Source organism: Rhodococcus sp. A14, from assembly GCF_011603105.1.
GTDB lineage: Bacteria > Actinomycetota > Actinomycetes > Mycobacteriales > Mycobacteriaceae > Rhodococcus_F > Rhodococcus_F opacus.
Map to the genome: position 1 here is coordinate 20,912 of NZ_JAAOQS010000028.1, position 15,612 is coordinate 36,523.

13 protein-coding genes are annotated in these 15,612 nt (G+C 69.2%); 6 read left to right on the forward strand and 7 right to left on the reverse strand.

What is annotated here, in order from left to right:
- Positions 1-56: 56 nt before the first annotated feature.
- The 3 genes from G9373_RS16935 to G9373_RS16945 are packed head-to-tail and all read right to left on the reverse strand — an operon-like array spanning position 57 to position 5,868.
- Positions 57-3,929 carry an ABC transporter ATP-binding protein gene (locus G9373_RS16935; RefSeq protein WP_346842833.1) on the reverse strand — a complete coding sequence of 1,291 codons (3,873 nt, stop codon included), beginning with the start codon at positions 3,927-3,929 and terminating at the stop codon, positions 57-59.
- 50 nt (positions 3,930-3,979) lie between these two features.
- Positions 3,980-4,759 carry an ABC transporter permease gene (locus G9373_RS16940; RefSeq protein ID WP_054245429.1) on the reverse strand — a complete coding sequence of 260 codons (780 nt, stop codon included), beginning with the start codon at positions 4,757-4,759 and terminating at the stop codon, positions 3,980-3,982.
- The gene (locus tag G9373_RS16945) at positions 4,756-5,868 is read right to left on the reverse strand and encodes an ABC transporter ATP-binding protein (protein WP_054245428.1); all 1,113 of its coding nucleotides are present in this window, start codon (positions 5,866-5,868) and stop codon (positions 4,756-4,758) included. The genes G9373_RS16940 and G9373_RS16945 overlap by 4 nt, the downstream gene beginning before the upstream one ends.
- Before the next feature lie 128 nt (positions 5,869-5,996).
- On the opposite strand from G9373_RS16945, the gene G9373_RS16950 reads away from it, so the two are divergent.
- On the forward strand, positions 5,997-7,379 hold the full coding sequence (locus tag G9373_RS16950) for a glutamate decarboxylase (RefSeq protein ID WP_065490217.1): 1,383 nt from the start codon (positions 5,997-5,999) through the stop codon (positions 7,377-7,379).
- 1 nt (position 7,380) lies between these two features.
- On the opposite strand, the gene G9373_RS16955 is transcribed toward G9373_RS16950, so the two are convergent.
- A complete protein-coding gene (locus tag G9373_RS16955) occupies positions 7,381-8,067 on the reverse strand; it encodes a hypothetical protein (protein ID WP_037202977.1) in 687 nt (228 codons plus the stop codon).
- Positions 8,068-8,166: 99 nt separating this feature from the next.
- On the opposite strand from G9373_RS16955, the gene G9373_RS16960 reads away from it, so the two are divergent.
- Together G9373_RS16960 and G9373_RS16965 are read left to right on the forward strand one after the other, a co-directional pair.
- Positions 8,167-9,021, forward strand: a complete 855-nt coding sequence (locus G9373_RS16960; protein WP_120659374.1) for a helix-turn-helix domain-containing protein — start codon at positions 8,167-8,169, stop codon at positions 9,019-9,021.
- Positions 9,022-9,025: 4 nt separating this feature from the next.
- On the forward strand, positions 9,026-9,421 hold the full coding sequence (locus tag G9373_RS16965; RefSeq protein WP_043794081.1) for a VOC family protein: 396 nt from the start codon (positions 9,026-9,028) through the stop codon (positions 9,419-9,421).
- A 9-nt stretch (positions 9,422-9,430) separates the two neighbouring features.
- Here G9373_RS16965 and G9373_RS16970 read toward each other — a convergent pair whose 3' ends face one another.
- The gene (locus tag G9373_RS16970) at positions 9,431-10,468 is read right to left on the reverse strand and encodes a glutathione S-transferase C-terminal domain-containing protein (RefSeq protein ID WP_005574836.1); all 1,038 of its coding nucleotides are present in this window, start codon (positions 10,466-10,468) and stop codon (positions 9,431-9,433) included.
- Between the two features lie 30 nt (positions 10,469-10,498).
- Entirely contained in the window at positions 10,499-11,221 is a 723-nt protein-coding gene (locus tag G9373_RS16975; RefSeq protein ID WP_054245425.1) for a GNAT family N-acetyltransferase, read from the reverse strand.
- A 71-nt stretch (positions 11,222-11,292) separates the two neighbouring features.
- Here G9373_RS16975 and G9373_RS16980 point away from each other — a divergent pair, with 71 nt between their 5' ends.
- A complete protein-coding gene (locus tag G9373_RS16980) occupies positions 11,293-11,916 on the forward strand; it encodes a PadR family transcriptional regulator (RefSeq protein WP_242323175.1) in 624 nt (207 codons plus the stop codon).
- 2 nt (positions 11,917-11,918) lie between these two features.
- The gene (locus G9373_RS16985) at positions 11,919-13,430 is read left to right on the forward strand and encodes an MFS transporter (RefSeq protein WP_005574839.1); all 1,512 of its coding nucleotides are present in this window, start codon (positions 11,919-11,921) and stop codon (positions 13,428-13,430) included.
- On the opposite strand, the gene G9373_RS16990 is transcribed toward G9373_RS16985, so the two are convergent.
- Positions 13,384-14,748 (reverse strand): FAD-binding oxidoreductase, encoded by a 1,365-nt coding sequence (locus G9373_RS16990; RefSeq protein ID WP_242323174.1) that lies wholly within the window; start codon positions 14,746-14,748, stop codon positions 13,384-13,386. The two genes, G9373_RS16985 and G9373_RS16990, sit on opposite strands and share 47 nt — an antisense overlap.
- A 40-nt stretch (positions 14,749-14,788) precedes the next feature.
- On the opposite strand from G9373_RS16990, the gene G9373_RS16995 reads away from it, so the two are divergent.
- A complete protein-coding gene (locus G9373_RS16995) occupies positions 14,789-15,592 on the forward strand; it encodes an enoyl-CoA hydratase/isomerase family protein (protein WP_005574841.1) in 804 nt (267 codons plus the stop codon).
- The last annotated feature ends 20 nt before the right edge of the window (positions 15,593-15,612 follow it).

Below are 15,612 nucleotides of genomic sequence, written 5' to 3' on the forward strand. Positions count from 1 at the left end.
GAGACTAGCCCTCGCGTGTGACGTGTAGATCGCCAGGCCTGCACGTGTGAGCTGTCTCACGGCCAACCGATGGGGTCACCATCGATGACGGTTCTCGCCCCGCGATTATTCCCCGCCCCGGTCTCCGCCGCATCCCACAGTCCCGAATAGTGGCCACCGGCATAGCGCAGGGTGGCGTGCGATCCGGTTTCGACCACCCGCCCCTCGTCGATGACGAGGATCACATCTGCCCGGGCCGCGGTGGCCAGTCGGTGGGCCACCACCACCGACGTCCGGGTGCGGGTCACACGGCTGCTCGCCTCGAGAACTACCTGCTCGGTGGCCGGATCGAGCGTCGCGGTCGCTTCGTCGAGCAGCAGCAGGTCGGGGTCGACCAGCTCGGCCCGGGCGAGCGCGATCAGTTGGCGCTGGCCGGCCGACAGGCCCTGCCCGCGCTCGCCGATGGGGTGACGCATCCCACCCCGCAATCCGGCGATCGTGCCCAGTGCGCCGACCGCGCGTGCAGCGTCCTCGATTTCTTCACGGCTCGCATCCGGGCGGCCGTATGCGATGTTGGTGGCGACGGTCCCGGTGAACAGGTGGGCTTCCTGGGGGACGACGCCGAGGCGTCCGCGGTACGCGCCGAGCGGGTACCGGCGGAGGTCCACGTCGTCGACGAGCACCGCGCCGGACGTCGGGTCGTAGAAGCGGGCGAGCAGTTTCACGATGGTCGACTTGCCCGCGCCGGTCCGGCCGACGAGGGCAACGGTGGTGCCGGCGGGGATGTGCAGGTCGATGTCGGTCAGGGCGTCGCTGTCCGCGCCCTGATAGCGGAACCCGACGTCGCGCAGGCACAGCTCACCGCGCAGGTGCCCGTCGATCGGCTGGAGGTCCTCGCGCGAGGTCGCCCGCTCGATGGAACTGGGTGTGCGGAGCAGGTCCCCGATCCGGAGCAGACCGACACTGGCCTGCTGGTACCCGTCGAACACCTGGGACAGCTGCTGGATGGGCCCGAACAGGAGCCCGAGGTAGAGCACGAAGGCGACGAGCGTCCCGGTCGTCGTGTCGCCGCCCGCGACCTGGCGCGCACCGACGAACACCACGGCGGCCAGGGCCAGGTCCGAGAGGAACGCGATGAACGGGAAGTACAGCGAGATCGCCCGCTGCGACCGCATCCGGCTGCGCCGGTAGCTGTCGGCCCGCTCGGCGAACCGGCGGGCGGCGAACCCTTCGCGGCGGTATGCCTGGGCCGCACGGAGCCCGGCGATGTTCTCCTGGAAGTCGGCGTTGACGAGCGAGATCCGCTCACGCGAGACGGTGTACGCCACCGAGGAGATCCGGCGGAAGATCAGCGTCGCGACGACGAGCGGCGGGATGACGGCAAGCGCCACCAGCGCGAGCGTGACGTCGGTGGCGACGAGGGCGACGGTGATACCGAGGACGGTCAGGACGCTCACCACGGCGGTGGACATTCCGGTCTGGATGAACGACGACAACGCGTCGACGTCGGTGGTCATCCGGGTCATGATGCGACCGGACAGCTCGCGCTCGTAGTAGTCGAGTCCGAGCCGCTGCAGGTGGGCGTAGCTGCGCACCCGCAACCCGAACAGCACACGTTCCCCCGCTCGGGCGGTGAGGACCGTCATCAGTGCGACGACGAGCCAGCCGGCGACCACGAGAGCGACGCCGACCCCCGCCGCGGTCCACAGCGTCGCGGAGTCCTGCGGGACGACACCGCGGTCGATCGCGAACCGGACGATCGACGGGAACGCGATCCCCGCGAGCGAGTCGAGCGCGAGGCAGACGACGACGGCGACGAGGAGGGCACGGACCGGCCGCAGGATCCGCGACAGCCGGAAGTCGGGCTCGGGCAGGCGCAGGTTCCGGGTGTCGATGCCCGGGCTCTCGACGGCGGGCGGAAGCGCATCCACGGCCTGCCGAAGTTCCGGGGTCGCGGCTACGTTGCCCAGCGCTCCCGCCATCGGTCCGCCGGCGGCACGGCCGCCGCCGGGTCCCGTGCCGGGAGCCGGGGTGCGGCCGGACGCGGCGGGCACGTCCCACTCCTCGGCGTCCTCCGGCCACAACTCGGACTCGGACGGCATGCGCTGATACGGCATCGGCTCGCTCGGTGCGGGGACGCTGACGTCGATGGGGCCCGCGTTGTCGGGGGAGGCGAACAGTGCGCGGAAGAGCGGGCACCGTTCGTCGAGTTCGGCCACCGTGCCGGAATCGATGATCCGTCCGCGGTCGAGGACGGCGACTCGGTCGGCGAGCGACAGGGTCGAACGGCGATGCGCCAAGATCAGAGCAGTTCGGCCACGATTCGCGCGCAGCGCCGCGAAGATCGACGCCTCGGTGGTGGCGTCGACGGCGGAGGTCGCGTCGTCGAGGATCAGCACTCTCGGGTCGGTGAGGAGTGCGCGTGCCAGCGCGATCCGCTGCCGCTGCCCGCCGGAGAGGGTGAGACCGCGTTCGCCGACCACGGTGTCGTAACCGTCCGGCAATGCGGAGACGAACTCGTCGGCGGCCGCCATGTCGGCGGCGGCGCGGATCTCCTCGGCGCTGGCGTCGGGCCTGCCGAGGGCGATGTTGGCCGCGATGGTGTCGGAGAAGAGGAACGGCTCGTCGAACACGAGGCCGACGGCTTCGCGCAACTGCTCGGCGCTCAGCTGCGCGACGTCGAACGACGCGCCCGCCGACGTGAGGGACACGGAGCCCGAGGACGGGGCGTAGAAGCGGGGGAGCAGCAGCGACAGGGCGGTCTTGCCGGAACCGGCCATCCCCACCACCGCGACCGTCTCGCCGGGTGCGATACGCAGATCGAGTCCACGGAGGATGTGCCGGTCCGATTCGAAGCCGAACGTGACCGCGCGCAGGTCCACACCCAGCGGTCCGCCGGGCAGGGCGGTGGGGTGCGGCGGGTCCGCGACCTCCGGTTCGGCGTCGATCACCTCGTACACACGCTCGACGGCGGCCCGGGACAGCTGGGCCATGATCACGACCGACGACAGCGTGCGGGTGACGCCGGTCATCGTGGCGACGTACGTCGCGAAGGCGAGGAACGTGCCGATCGTGATGGAGCCGTGCAGGGCGAGGTAGCCGCCGACCGCGATGACCCCGACGAGACCCAGTTGGGGCAGTGCCGCCATGGTCGGCGCGAAGCGCGCATTGATCCGGGCGGCTCGCAGGCGTTCCGCGTACAGCATCCGGCTGTGGTCCTCGAGCTGGTCGACGGCCCGGCGCTCCTGGCCGAAGCCCTTGACCACGCGGACGCCGGTGACGGTCTCCTCGACGTGCTGGGCGAGGTCGGCCGCGCGTTGCTGCGCCGACCAGGTGGCCGCGAACAGTTTCGGTCGCATCGCGTAGACGACGAGGCACACGGCGGGGACGATCACCAGCGCGACGACGGTCAGCAGCGGCGACAGCCAGGCCATGATGGCGAGCGCGAGGACGAATTGGAGCAACGCGCCCGCCGACAACGGGACCATCGCGAGCAGGCCCTGCACCAGCTGGAGGTCGGTGATGGACCGGGAGACCACCTGACCGGTGCGGATCTGATCCTGCCCCCGCCCGTCGAGCCGTTGCAGCGCACTCAGCAGTCCCAGCCGCAGATCGTGCTGGACGTCGAGCGACAGCTTCCCGGCGAGCATCCGGCGGCCGTACTGACAGCCGAAGCGGACGCACGCGAGCAATGCGATGAGCAGCGCGGCGATGCCGATCACCTGGGTGTCGTGACCCGAGCCGGCGGCGTCGACCGCGTACTTGGTGAGGAGGGGGAACGAGATGTCGATACCCGCGGCGACGATTGTCACGGACAGGGCGCCGAGTGCGACGCGGCGGTGCGCCCAGCACTCACCGCTCAGCCGTCGAATCCAGCCCGGCCGTGCCTGATCCTGCTCCAGCGTCTGCTCCCGTTCGATCACCGAACCGGATGCACTCTCACTTGCCACTGGATCCACGTTAGCGCCGGGTACCGACAGGGACGGCACCCGGCGCCGTGTCAGGTGATGTCGCGCTGCCGGGTGAGCGCCCAGCCGCCGCCGACGAAGACCGCGGTCCACACGAGCAGGGCGAGGGGTGCCGTGGGCCAGAACGTCAGCCAGTCGATCTCGTTGCCGGCGGCCGCGTTCGCGACCGTCCCGAGGGTGGCCGACACGGGGAGGACACTGCCGACGGCGCCGATGCCGATCCCGCTGAGGATCGAGCGGAGGATCATCTCGCCGAGGGTGTACCAGACCACCAGGGCGATGCAGCTTCCGACGGACGAGCCGGTGAGCATCGACACCCCGCCGCCGATGAGCGCCCACAGCGCCCCGCAGATCAGGGCGGCCCCGAGCATGGCGAACAGGGATCCGCGCAGTTCGAAGGTGTCACCGCCGAACGTCAGCAGCAGGGCGACGCTGACCACCTCCACCACGAGGCAGTAGAAGAAGCCGAAGGCCGCGGTGACGGCGAGCTTGGTGCCGATCACCCCGTCCCGGCCGCGAGCGGTGAGGAACGTGGTGGTGAGCGTCTTGTACCGGAATTCGGTGCCCACGTTCACCGCCCCGAAGAGCGCGGCGAACAGGACGACGAGGGCGACCGCGACCGCCAGCCCGAACAGGGTGGCGGCGAGGTTGGCCTCGCCCGGATCGGCCTCGAACGCGTCGGTGAACGCACGCATCACCGGCAGGGTGATCGCGCTCGAGAACATCCCGACGATCAGCGGTGCGAGACCGAGCATCCACCAGAACCGCAGGGTGGTGACCTTGCGGAATTCTGCGGTGAGCAGCGCTGTCATCGCGGACCTCCGGAGATCGGACCGTGCTGAGGGTGTGCGGGTGGTGAACCGTAGCCCGGTGGTGGGGCGTACCCGGGAGGCGGACCGTAACCCGGCTGTGGGGCGTACCCGGGAGGTGCGTACCCGGGCTGGGGTGAGTACGTCGGCGGTGGGCCGTACCCCGAGGGCGCCGCGGCGCTCGCTCCGGCCACGTACTGACCCGCAGTCATCGACAGGAAGAGTTGCTCGAGGTCGATGTGATCGCCGACCGCGCCGAAGATCGTGACCCCTGCTTCGGCGGCGACGGACTCGACGAGTTCGAGGGACGCGCCGACGACGGCGAGGCGTCCGTCCGCGAGCGACCGGGCATCGACGATGCCCTTGGCGGCCAGGGCGGTCGCCAGCGCGGGTGGGCTCGAGGACGCGACGAGCAACCGGCTCTGCTGCGACTTGCGCAGTTCCTCCATCCGTCCCTGATAGACGAGGGAGCCGCGGCTGACGATCACGAGATTGTCGACGGTCTGCTCCACTTCGCGGAGGATGTGACTCGAGATCAGCACGGTCCGGCCGGATGCGGCGAAGCCCTTCAAGAACTCACGCAGCCAGGCGATGCCCTCGGGGTCGAGTCCGTTGGCCGGTTCGTCGAGGATCAGGATGCGCGGATCACCCAGCAGCGCCGTCGCCAGCGACAGCCGCTGACGCATGCCGAGGGAGAAGCCGCCCGCCTTGCGCCCGGCGACGTCCTCGAGCCCGACGAGCGCGAGCACCTGCAGGGCGCGTGCGTCCGGTACCCCTATCGCGGACGCGTACACCTTCAGGTGGTCGAGTGCCGTCCGGTTGGGGTGCAGGCTCTGCGAATCCAGGACGGCGCCGACTGTGCGCGCGGGGTCGACGAGGTGGCGAATCGGGACACCGGCAACCGTGGAGGCGCCGGACGTCGGCTTCACGAGACCGAGGATCATCCGCAGGGTCGTGGTCTTGCCGGACCCGTTGGGCCCGAGGAATCCGGTGATCGATCCCTGCGGCACGGAGAAGCTGAGGTCCGTGACCGCGTCGACGTTCTTGAAGCGTTTCGACAGCCCCCGCACCTCGATCGGTGCTGTGAAACTTCCCGGGATTGCTGTGGTCAACCCGTCCTCCCCTGCCACAATCGAATGGAACTGTTTCGACCCTACTGGGCTGCCGTGCCGAGATTCACCAACTGACGTACAGGGCGTCTGCGACGGCGCATGCTGAAACCAATCGATTGGGGACGCACATGAGCAAGCACCACCATCACCATCGCGACGTCATTTCTCCCGCCTACACGGGGCGCCTCTCGATCGATCCGTTTCCGGCGCTGCGGCTGCCGGACGAGGAAACCGATCCCGAGGCCGCGTACCGGTTCATCCACGACGAGTTGATGCTCGACGGCAGTTCGCGGCTGAACCTGGCCACGTTCGTCACCACGTGGATGGATCCCGAGGCCGACAAGCTGATGGCCGAGACGTTCGACAAGAACATGATCGACAAGGACGAGTATCCCGCGACCGCGGCGATCGAGTCCCGTTGCGTGTCGATGGTGGCCGATCTGTTCCACGCTCCCGACCTGTCGACCACCGACCCGTCCAGCGCCACCGGCGTCTCGACGATCGGTTCGAGCGAGGCGGTCATGCTCGGTGGTCTCGCGCTCAAGTGGCTGTGGCGGGCGAAGCGGGAGGCGGCCGGGAAGGACACTGCGCGACCGAATCTGGTTCTCGGCAGCAACGTCCAGGTGGTGTGGGAGAAGTTCTGCCGGTACTTCGACGTCGAGCCGAAGTACCTGCCGATGGAGAAGGGCCGCTACGTCATCACGCCGGAGCAGGTTCGGGATGCGGTCGACGAGAACACGATCGGAGCGGTCGTGATCGTGGGCACCACCTATACGGGGGAGCTCGAGCCGGTGGCCGCGATCGCAGACGCTCTCGACGAACTTGCCGCGTCCGGCGGCCCGGACGTGCCGATCCACGTGGACGCGGCGAGCGGTGGCTTCGTCGTCCCCTTCCTGCAACCGGAGTTGCTGTGGGACTTCCGGGTTCCGCGCGTGGCCTCGATCAACGTGAGTGGTCACAAGTACGGATTGACGTACCCGGGGATCGGGTTCGTGGTGTGGCGCGACAAGGAACACCTTCCCGAGGGGCTGGTGTTCCGGGTCAACTACCTGGGCGGCGACATGCCGACGTTCACCCTGAACTTCTCGCGGCCCGGCAATCAGGTGGTGGGGCAGTACTACAACTTCCTGCGACTGGGCCGGGCCGGCTACCGGTCGATCATGCAGACGTTGCGCGACACCGCAGTTCGCGTGGGCAAACGCATCGCCGAGATCGACGGCTTCACCCTGATCACGGACGGCACCGACATTCCGGTGGTGGCGTTCGAACTCGTCGGTGACCCCGGGTTCACGGTCTTCGACGTGTCACACGAGCTGCGGGCGCGGGGGTGGCAGGTGCCCGCCTACACGATGCCCGCCGACGCGGAGGACGTGGCGGTCCTGCGCATCGTCGTGCGCGAGGGTTTCAGCGCCGATCTCGGATCCCTCGTCGCCGAGGCGATCGAGGAAGTGTGCGCCGAACTCCGCGAGAAGGGCGGCGGGCGTTCGACGGAACAGCACTTCGCCCACTAGGTCAGGCCTCGATCGCGCGGAGTTCGTCCGGCCAGCGGGCCGGGGCGGGCCCGAACGCTTCGCGCGCGTTCTTGACGACACCCTTGCCGATGGCCCGGTTGCCTGCGCCGCCGATGGCCGCGCCGATGCCGGCGGGCACGAGTTTGCCGAGGACCAGCGCGCTGCGGCGGGCGGCATACTTGGTGATGAACTTGCGCACCAGGGTGTTGTTCATGCCCTTCATCGTGGGGCCGGGTATGCGGCTGGTGATGGCGCTGGCCCAGTTCTTCGCGGTCACGCCCGTCGCCTTCTGGACAATTTCCATGCCCGATTCACCGAGCGCCACAGACAGGACGAGTGCGCGCCGCTGCTGGTGGTCGACGGCGGAGACGCCGTGCACCGATGCGACAGCGAGAGTGAGCAGCGCCGCCGCTTCCAGGAAGAACGCCGATTCGGCGCCCACCGCCGCGATGGACGCGATGGTACCGACCCCGGGAACGGCGGCGGTGGCCCCGACCGCGCTGCCGCTGCCCGTCACGGCCAGCAGGAACATCTTCTCCATGCGCTCGATGATCTGCGCGGGCGACTCACCGGGGTGCGAGCGCCGGACCCATTCGACGTACCTGGCCACCGCGGGCGCCTGGAGACGGCTTCCGTTGTCGAGGACCGAGACCAGTACCTTCTCCACCGGTCCACCATTGCCAGCCATCGGGACTCCCGTCTCGCCGTGTGCTTCGAGTGTGCTGGCACCGACTGTAGGTGAGGGAACGGTGTGGCCGGTGTCGGCACCGGTGCCTAGGCTGGTTTCGTGAGCGTCGCCGACAGCGATACCGCGGTGTCGTCCGGGGCCTTCCGGCGTCCGGCGGCACCGTTACGCGCGCTGGTCACGGGATACGACGGCTATCGGCTGGCCGGTTTCGAGCCCGGAATCCACCTCGGTCTGCCGTCGCCCTCTCTCACGGTGGTCGTGACGATCGACGAGCCGCTCGACATCGCCGCCCAGGCGACGCCCGAGCAGGCGCCCGGTCGTTACGACACACTCGCCAGCGGCATCGCCACGGCACCGGTGACGATCCGGCACGACGGCAACCAGCACGGCGTCCAACTGGCGCTCAGCCCTCTCGGCGCCCGGGCGCTACTGAGGGTGCCCACCGCCGCCCTCGGCTCCTGGGTCGTCGGGCTCGAGGAACTGCTCGGTCCCGACGCGCGGGAACTGACCGAACGGCTGTCCCTCGAACCGGGCTGGGACGAGCGGTTCGCGATCCTCGACGACGTCCTGACTCGCCGCGCGGCGCCGGCCGAGATCGACCCGCACCTCACCCGCGCCTGGCATCTGCTCGTCGCCGGCGAGGGCACCCGGGTCGGTGACGTCGCGCACGAGGTCGGCTGGAGCCGAAGGCATCTGGTGAACAAATTTGTCGCAGAGTACGGCGTGACGCCCAAGGATGTGGTGCGGTTGTCGCGTTTCCACCGTTCGCACCGGATGCTCAAGGGTGCTGCCGGGGCGACGCTCGCCGACGTGTCCGCGGTGTGCGGCTACTACGACCAGGCCCACATGGCGCGGGACTGGCGCGACCTCGCGGGCGTCGCACCGTCGCGGTGGCGCGAGATCGACCCGTTCTCATTCGTCCAAGACCCCTACCACGACGACGGCGCAGAGTGATGACATGACTACTTCGACGCAATCCACATGTGTGTGGCCCACCTTCGTCTACCGCGATGCGCGGGCCGCGATCCGCTTCCTCGTCGACGCCTTCGGATTCGCCGAGAAGGCGGTGTACGGCGAGGGCGACCGGGTCGATCACGCCGAACTCGGCTGGCCGAAGGGCGGCGGGATCATGCTCGGCTCGCCCAGTGAGGACTCGGTCATCAGCGACCTGCCGCCGGGGACCGGCTCGGTGTACCTCGTGGTCGACGACCCCGACGCCCTCCACGAGCGCGCGGTGGCCGCCGGTGCCACGATCGTCCGCGGACTCCGGGACGAGGACTACGGATCGCGCGGATTCACCTGCCGCGACCCCGAGGGCGTGTTCTGGAGTTTCGGCACCTACACCGGCTCGTAGACCGGCCCATCACGCCCCGTGCCCGGCCGGGACGTCCTCGCCGGGCTTCGGCGGAGGTGGCGGTGTGCCGTCCCCGAACGGCCTGCCGCCCAGCTGTTCACGCCCGTGTGGTTCGAGCCAGCCGGACAGGTCGGGACCCTTCGGCACGATCCCGGTGGGATTGATGTCGGTGTGCACGATGTAGTAGTGCTGCTTGATCTGGGTGAAGTCGATGGTGTCGCCGAACCCGGGTGTCTGGAAGAGATCGCGCGCATAACCCCACAGCACGGGCATCTCGTCGAGTTTGTTCCGATTGCACTTGAAATGTCCGTGGTAGACGGCGTCGAAGCGGGCCAGGGTGGTGAACAGGCGCACGTCCGCCTCGGTGATCGTGTCCCCGACGAGGAACCTGCGGTCGGTCAGTCGGTCCTCGAGCCAGTCGAGGCGGGCGAACAGGCGGTCGTACGCGGAGTCGTACGCGTCCTGTGATCCGGCGAAACCACACCGGTACACCCCGTTGTTGACGTCGCGGAACACGAGATCGGCGACCTCGTCGATCTCGTCGCGCAGCGGCTCGGGGTAGAGGTCGGGCGCGCCCTCACGCTGGTACCGCGTCCATTCCGAGGACAGATCCAGGGTGATCTGGGGGTAGTCGTTGGTGACCACCTGCCCGGTGGGGACGTCGACGATCGCGGGCACGGTGATGCCCCGCGAGTAGTCGGGGAAACGCGCGAAGTACGCGTCCTGCAGGCGCGGGATCTTCAGCACGGGGTCGAGCCCGCCCGGATCGAGATCGAAAGTCCAGCTGCGCTTGTCGTGGGTGGGGCCGCACAGCCCCATCGACAACACGTCCTCGAGTCCGAGCAGTCGCCGCACGATGATCGCGCGGTTGGCCCACGGACACGCACGGGCGGCGACGAGACGGTAGCGGCCGGGTTCGACGGGATAGCCGTCGCGGCCGTCGGCCGTGATGCGGGTGGGGATGTAGTGGGTGTCGCGCGTGAACTCGGCGCCGGATTCGACGTAGGCGCCTTCCGTGCTGTGCGGTTCCGCCGTTCGGTCTGTCATGGTCGACTCGTCCCCGTCTTTCGATGTGTCTCAGAGCGTACTTCGGGAGATCGTGACCGCAGCGTACGTTCCCAGTTCCCGGTACCCGGCGCGGGCGGCGAGCGCGCGCGAGGCCAGATTGTCGCGGGGTGAACGGCATTGGGCGATCAGGCCGCTGTCGAGCGCGTCGTCGGTGGCGATCCCGGCGACCGTGGCGCCCAGTCCCCGGCGCCGGAACTCCGGCGCCGTCAGCACGCCGACATCGGCGAGGAAGCCCTGGAACTCGGCGTACCCGGCGGAACTGACCGGTTGCTGCGCGTCGTCGAGAATCGTGAACCATCGGTCGCGGTCACCCAGATGGGCCTCGGTAACGTCGTCCGGGGGACACGCCTCCTCGACCTGCCGGACGTGGTCGTGTTCGTGGGAGACGAGCGGTGGCTGCCCGGTCGCGGGATCCTGGTAGTCGGTGCCGAACGCGAGCACCAGGGGACCGGCGCACCGTCCGGACCGATCCTGGGTGAGGGCGAGCAGGGTCGCGGATTCGGTCAGTTCCGCCGACGTGTGCCCGTCGGCACGCTCGATCGCCCACCGCGGTCCGACGAGCGCGGACGTATCGCCCAGGCGCAGGAATCGGATCGTGTCCGTGTCGTCGTCCACCCGGACGGCGCGGTCGTCGGCACCCGGCCGGGTGGACAGTGCGTCGTCGGGCAATCCCAGTTCGCGTGACCAGGCGAGTCGAATGATGTCGAGGTGATGGGAGTCCACGGGACCCACGGTAACCGCTTGTTCCCCATCGGCCCGGACGGTATATTCCACGTGGAGTATTCGCCTTGGAGGAGTGGAAGGTGGTGACCGTGACACTCACCCCGCTCGGTGTCACCATCCTCGGTCTGCTGTGTGAGCGCACGATGCATCCGTACGAGATGTACCAACTCGCGGCCGCCCGGCGTGGACGCGTCGTGAAGATCCGGCCGGGTTCGCTGTATCACACCGTGAGCAGGCTCGAAGGCGAAGGGCTGGTGCGCACCACCGGTACCGACCGGGCGGGAAACCGGCCCGAACGCACCATGTACGAGGTCACGCATGCGGGCCGGGAGGCGCTCGTCCAACGGGTGAGCGACATGCTCGCCACTCCGGTGCACGAGTACCCGCAGTTTCCCCTCGCCCTGGCGGAGGCGCACAACGTCGACGCCCCCGCCGTGGTGGAACTGCTCCGGGAACGGCTCGATCACCTCACCCGCGAGATCGACGAGCTCGAGACCGCCGCCGCTCTCGCCTATTCCACCGAGACTCCCAGAATCTTCCTCCTCGGCAACGAATTTCTCGTCACCGTCGCCCGCGCGGAGCACGAATGGCTCAGCGCCCTGGTGGCCGACATCGACTCCGGAGCCCTTCCGTGGCTTTCGCCGGAACTTCTCGAACGACTGACACACTCACGCCGGATCCCATCCGGTTCAGCAAAGGATTGACGATGGACACCGAGCGCACCGCACCACCCACGTCGCCACCCGAGCATCGAAATCCGTGGCCGGCCCTGTGGGCCCTCGTCATCGGCTTCTTCATGATCCTCGTCGACAGCACCATCGTCGCGGTGGCCAACCCGGCGATCATGAACGACCTGCACACCGACATCAACAAGGTCGTCTGGGTCACCAGCGCGTACCTGCTGGCCTATGCGGTGCCGCTGCTGGTCACCGGTCGACTCGGTGATCGGTTCGGTCCCAAGAACATCTACCTGATCGGGCTCGTCCTGTTCACCGGGGCGTCGCTGTGGTGCGGCCTGTCCGGCACCATCACCATGCTCATCGTCGCCCGGGTCTTCCAGGGACTGGGCGCCGCACTGATGACGCCGCAGACGATGGCCGTCATCACCCGCACGTTCCCGCCGGACCGCCGCGGCACCGCGATGGGTCTGTGGGGTGCCGTCGCCGGTGTCGCCACCCTGGTGGGACCGCTCGCGGGCGGCGTGCTCGTGGACAATCTCGGCTGGGAGTGGATCTTCATCGTCAACGTGCCCGTCGGCGTGATCGCGTTCGTGCTGGCCTGGCGGCTGGTGCCCGCGCTCGAGACCCACGAGCACAAGTTCGACATCCCCGGTGTCGTACTCAGTGCGCTCGGCATGTTCTTCCTCGTGTTCGGAATCCAGGAAGGCAGCTCCTACGACTGGTCGGCGACCGTGCTGGCGTCGATCGGCGCCGGCCTCGTCCTACTCGGCATCTTCGTCTGGTACCAGTCCTGGAACAAGAACGAGCCGCTCCTGCCGCTGGGCCTGTTCACGGACCGCAACTTCTCGCTCGCCAACGTGGCGATCACCGCGATGGGGTTCGCGATCACCGCGATGGTCCTGCCGCTGATGTTCTACACGCAGGCGGTGCGGGGTCTGTCGCCGACGAAATCGGCCCTGCTCCTCGTGCCCATGGCCGTTCTCACCGGTGTGTTCGCCCCGTTCATCGGCAAGCTCGTCGACCGCACCCACCCGCGGTACATCGCGGGCGCCGGATTCCTGCTGTTCTCGATCGCACTCGGCTGGCTGGCCATGGTCATGTCGCCCGACGTGGCGATCTGGGAACTGCTGCTGCCGATCGGTCTGATCGGTCTCGCCAACGCGTGTATCTGGTCGCCGCTCGCGGCCACCGCCACGCACAACCTTCCGCCCCATCAGGCGGGCGCCGGAGCCGGCGTGTACAACACGACCCGCCAGGTCGGCGCCGTCCTCGGCAGCGCCGCGATCGGCGCGCTCATCACGGCCCGCCTGTCCGCGCAGGGGCTGAACAGCGACAGCCAGGAGGCCGGCGTCGGCGAGATGCCCGAATTCGTGAAGGAGCCGTTCGCGACGGCGATGTCGCAGTCGATCTGGCTGCCCGCCGCCGTCCTGCTGATCGGGTTCATCGCCTCGGTGTGTTTCGCGCGACCGTTGCGCGAGAAGAGGCCTGGAGTCAGTGCGGGCGACGCAGCCAGTCGGGAAACATCACTGCAGGGTTGAGGTAGTCGGCGGGATCGAACGCCCGCTTGATCGTCCACATCGCGGTGATGTCCTCGCGGCTGAGGGCGAGGTCGAGGTAGTTGCGCTTGTGTGCGCCGACACCGTGTTCGGAGGCGATGTTGCCGCCGTGATCGCGGATCAGTTCCGTGACCGTCCGGTACAGCACGGACTCGTCGGGGCAGCGCAGCACGTTGAGGTGGACGTTGCCGTCGGCGACGTGCCCGAACAGCACCGGGATCGCGTCGGGGGCCCGGCTCGTCACCAGCGCGACCGCGTCGGCGACGAACGCGGCCAGGGTGTCCAGCGGGAGGGCGGCGTCGAACTTCAGCGGGGGCCCGAACAATCCGACCACCTCCGCGAACGCATCCCGCGCCGCCCACACCCGGGCGCGGCCTGCGGGATCGATCCCGACGGCGGGTTCCTCGTCGGGAGCGCACTGCGCCAGGGCCTCGGCCAGTTCGTCGGTGAGATCGCGGTCGCCGGCCAGTTCCACGAGGAGGTACCACGGCAGACCCGTGGGGACCGCGAAACCCAGCCGCGAGGAGGCCAATTCGAGCCCGCGGCCGTCGAGCATCTCCACGGCGTCGACCCCCTCGAGCCGCCGGACGACGCGAGCGGCGTCGATCAATCCGGGCAGTTGCGCGAAGCCGGCGAGGGCGGTCACTCGGAACTCGGGCACGGGGCGGAGCGTGAGGTCGACAATGGTGACCACACCGAGAGTCCCCTCGCTGCCGACCCACAGCGCGGGCAGGTCGTATCCGCAGTTCTCGGCGCCCACCCGCATGCTGCGCCGCACGATCGCCCCGTCGGGGAGCACGACCTCCAGGCCCAGCACCTGCGCCGACATGTGTCCGTACCGCACGGTGTGCAGCCCACCGGCATTGGTCGACACCATGCCGCCGATCGTCGCGGAATCGCGGGACGCGATGTCGACGCCGAACAGCAGTCCGGCGTCGGCGGCGGCGTTCCGGAGCGTCGAGAGGGTGACCCCGGCGCCGACGGTGACGCGCAGGTTCTCGCGGTCGACGGCGCCGACCGCGGTCAGCCGTTCCATCGACAGCAACACGTCGTCGTGCTCGGGCACCGTCCCTGCTTCGAGTCCGGTGCGGCCACCCTGCACAGTGACCTTCACCCCGGCTCGGCGGCAGATGCCCAGCACGGCCGAGACTTCCGCGGCATCCGCGGGCCGGACGAGTGCGCTCGCCCGCCCGCTGTAGCGCCCCGTGTGGTCGATGGCCCGGGCGGCGAGCACGTCCGCGTCCACGGTCACGAACCGTTCTCCGACGACGTCGGCCAGCGCCGCGCGCAGCGAGTCCACACCCCGATCGTAGGCGGAACACGTGTGGCAGTCTGGCGGCATGACTGAGCCTGCAGCCGCGCATCCCACCCGACTCGAGCGTGTCCATACGGACGCCGGCGCCGAGATCGCGATCCTGACGTTCGCCCACGGCGCACTCAACCTCTTCGATCAGGCGATGTTCGACGCCGTGCAGGCCGACGTCGCGGCGCTCGCCGAGGATCCGCCGCGCGCGGTGCTGCTGCGCGCAGAGGGCAAGGTGGTCTCCGCAGGAGTGGACGTCCACGTGTTCGACGGGCTCACGGCGGAACAGGGCGCGGACCTGTGGCAGGAGTTGTTCGCCGAGATCTGCCATCCGCTCGAGGCGCTGCCGTGCCCCGTCGTGTACTCGGCGCACGGACTGACGCTGACCGCGGCCTTCGAGATCGCGCTCGCCTGCGACATCATCCTCGCCGCACCGAAGGCGAAGTTCGGACTGGTCGAGACGGTGGTGGGGCTGACCCCGTCGATGGGCGGACCGCAGCGGCTGGCCGAGCGGGCGGGGTCGGGCCGCGCCCGGGAACTGGTGATGACCGGCGACCTGTACGACGCCGCGACGCTGCGCGACTGGGGCGTGGTCAACGCCGTCCACGAGGACGTCGACGCGGAGGCCCGCGCCCTCGTCGCACGCCTGGCGGACGGGCCGACGCGCGCACACGACGCCACGAAGCAGATCATCTCCGCGTGGCGGTCGGGTGGGGTCGCGCACGCCGACTCGATCACGCCCGACGTGTCGGGTGCGCTGTTCGAGACCGACGACCTCCGGGGTGCGGTACGCAGCTTCCTCGACGTCGGACCGGGCAAGGCGACGTACCGCGGGCGGTAGGCGTCGGCGAACTGCTCCCC

Coding starts and splice junctions, on each gene's coding strand:
- G9373_RS16950 (WP_065490217.1), top strand. CDS start 5,997: ATGAGCAAGCACCACCATCACCATCGCGACGTCATTTCTCCCGCCTAC.
- G9373_RS16995 (WP_005574841.1), top strand. CDS start 14,789: ATGACTGAGCCTGCAGCCGCGCATCCCACCCGACTCGAGCGTGTCCAT.
- G9373_RS16985 (WP_005574839.1), top strand. CDS start 11,919: ATGGACACCGAGCGCACCGCACCACCCACGTCGCCACCCGAGCATCGA.
- G9373_RS16965 (WP_043794081.1), top strand. CDS start 9,026: ATGACTACTTCGACGCAATCCACATGTGTGTGGCCCACCTTCGTCTAC.
- G9373_RS16970 (WP_005574836.1), bottom strand. CDS start 10,468: ATGACAGACCGAACGGCGGAACCGCACAGCACGGAAGGCGCCTACGTC.
- G9373_RS16955 (WP_037202977.1), bottom strand. CDS start 8,067: ATGGCTGGCAATGGTGGACCGGTGGAGAAGGTACTGGTCTCGGTCCTC.
- G9373_RS16940 (WP_054245429.1), bottom strand. CDS start 4,759: ATGACAGCGCTGCTCACCGCAGAATTCCGCAAGGTCACCACCCTGCGG.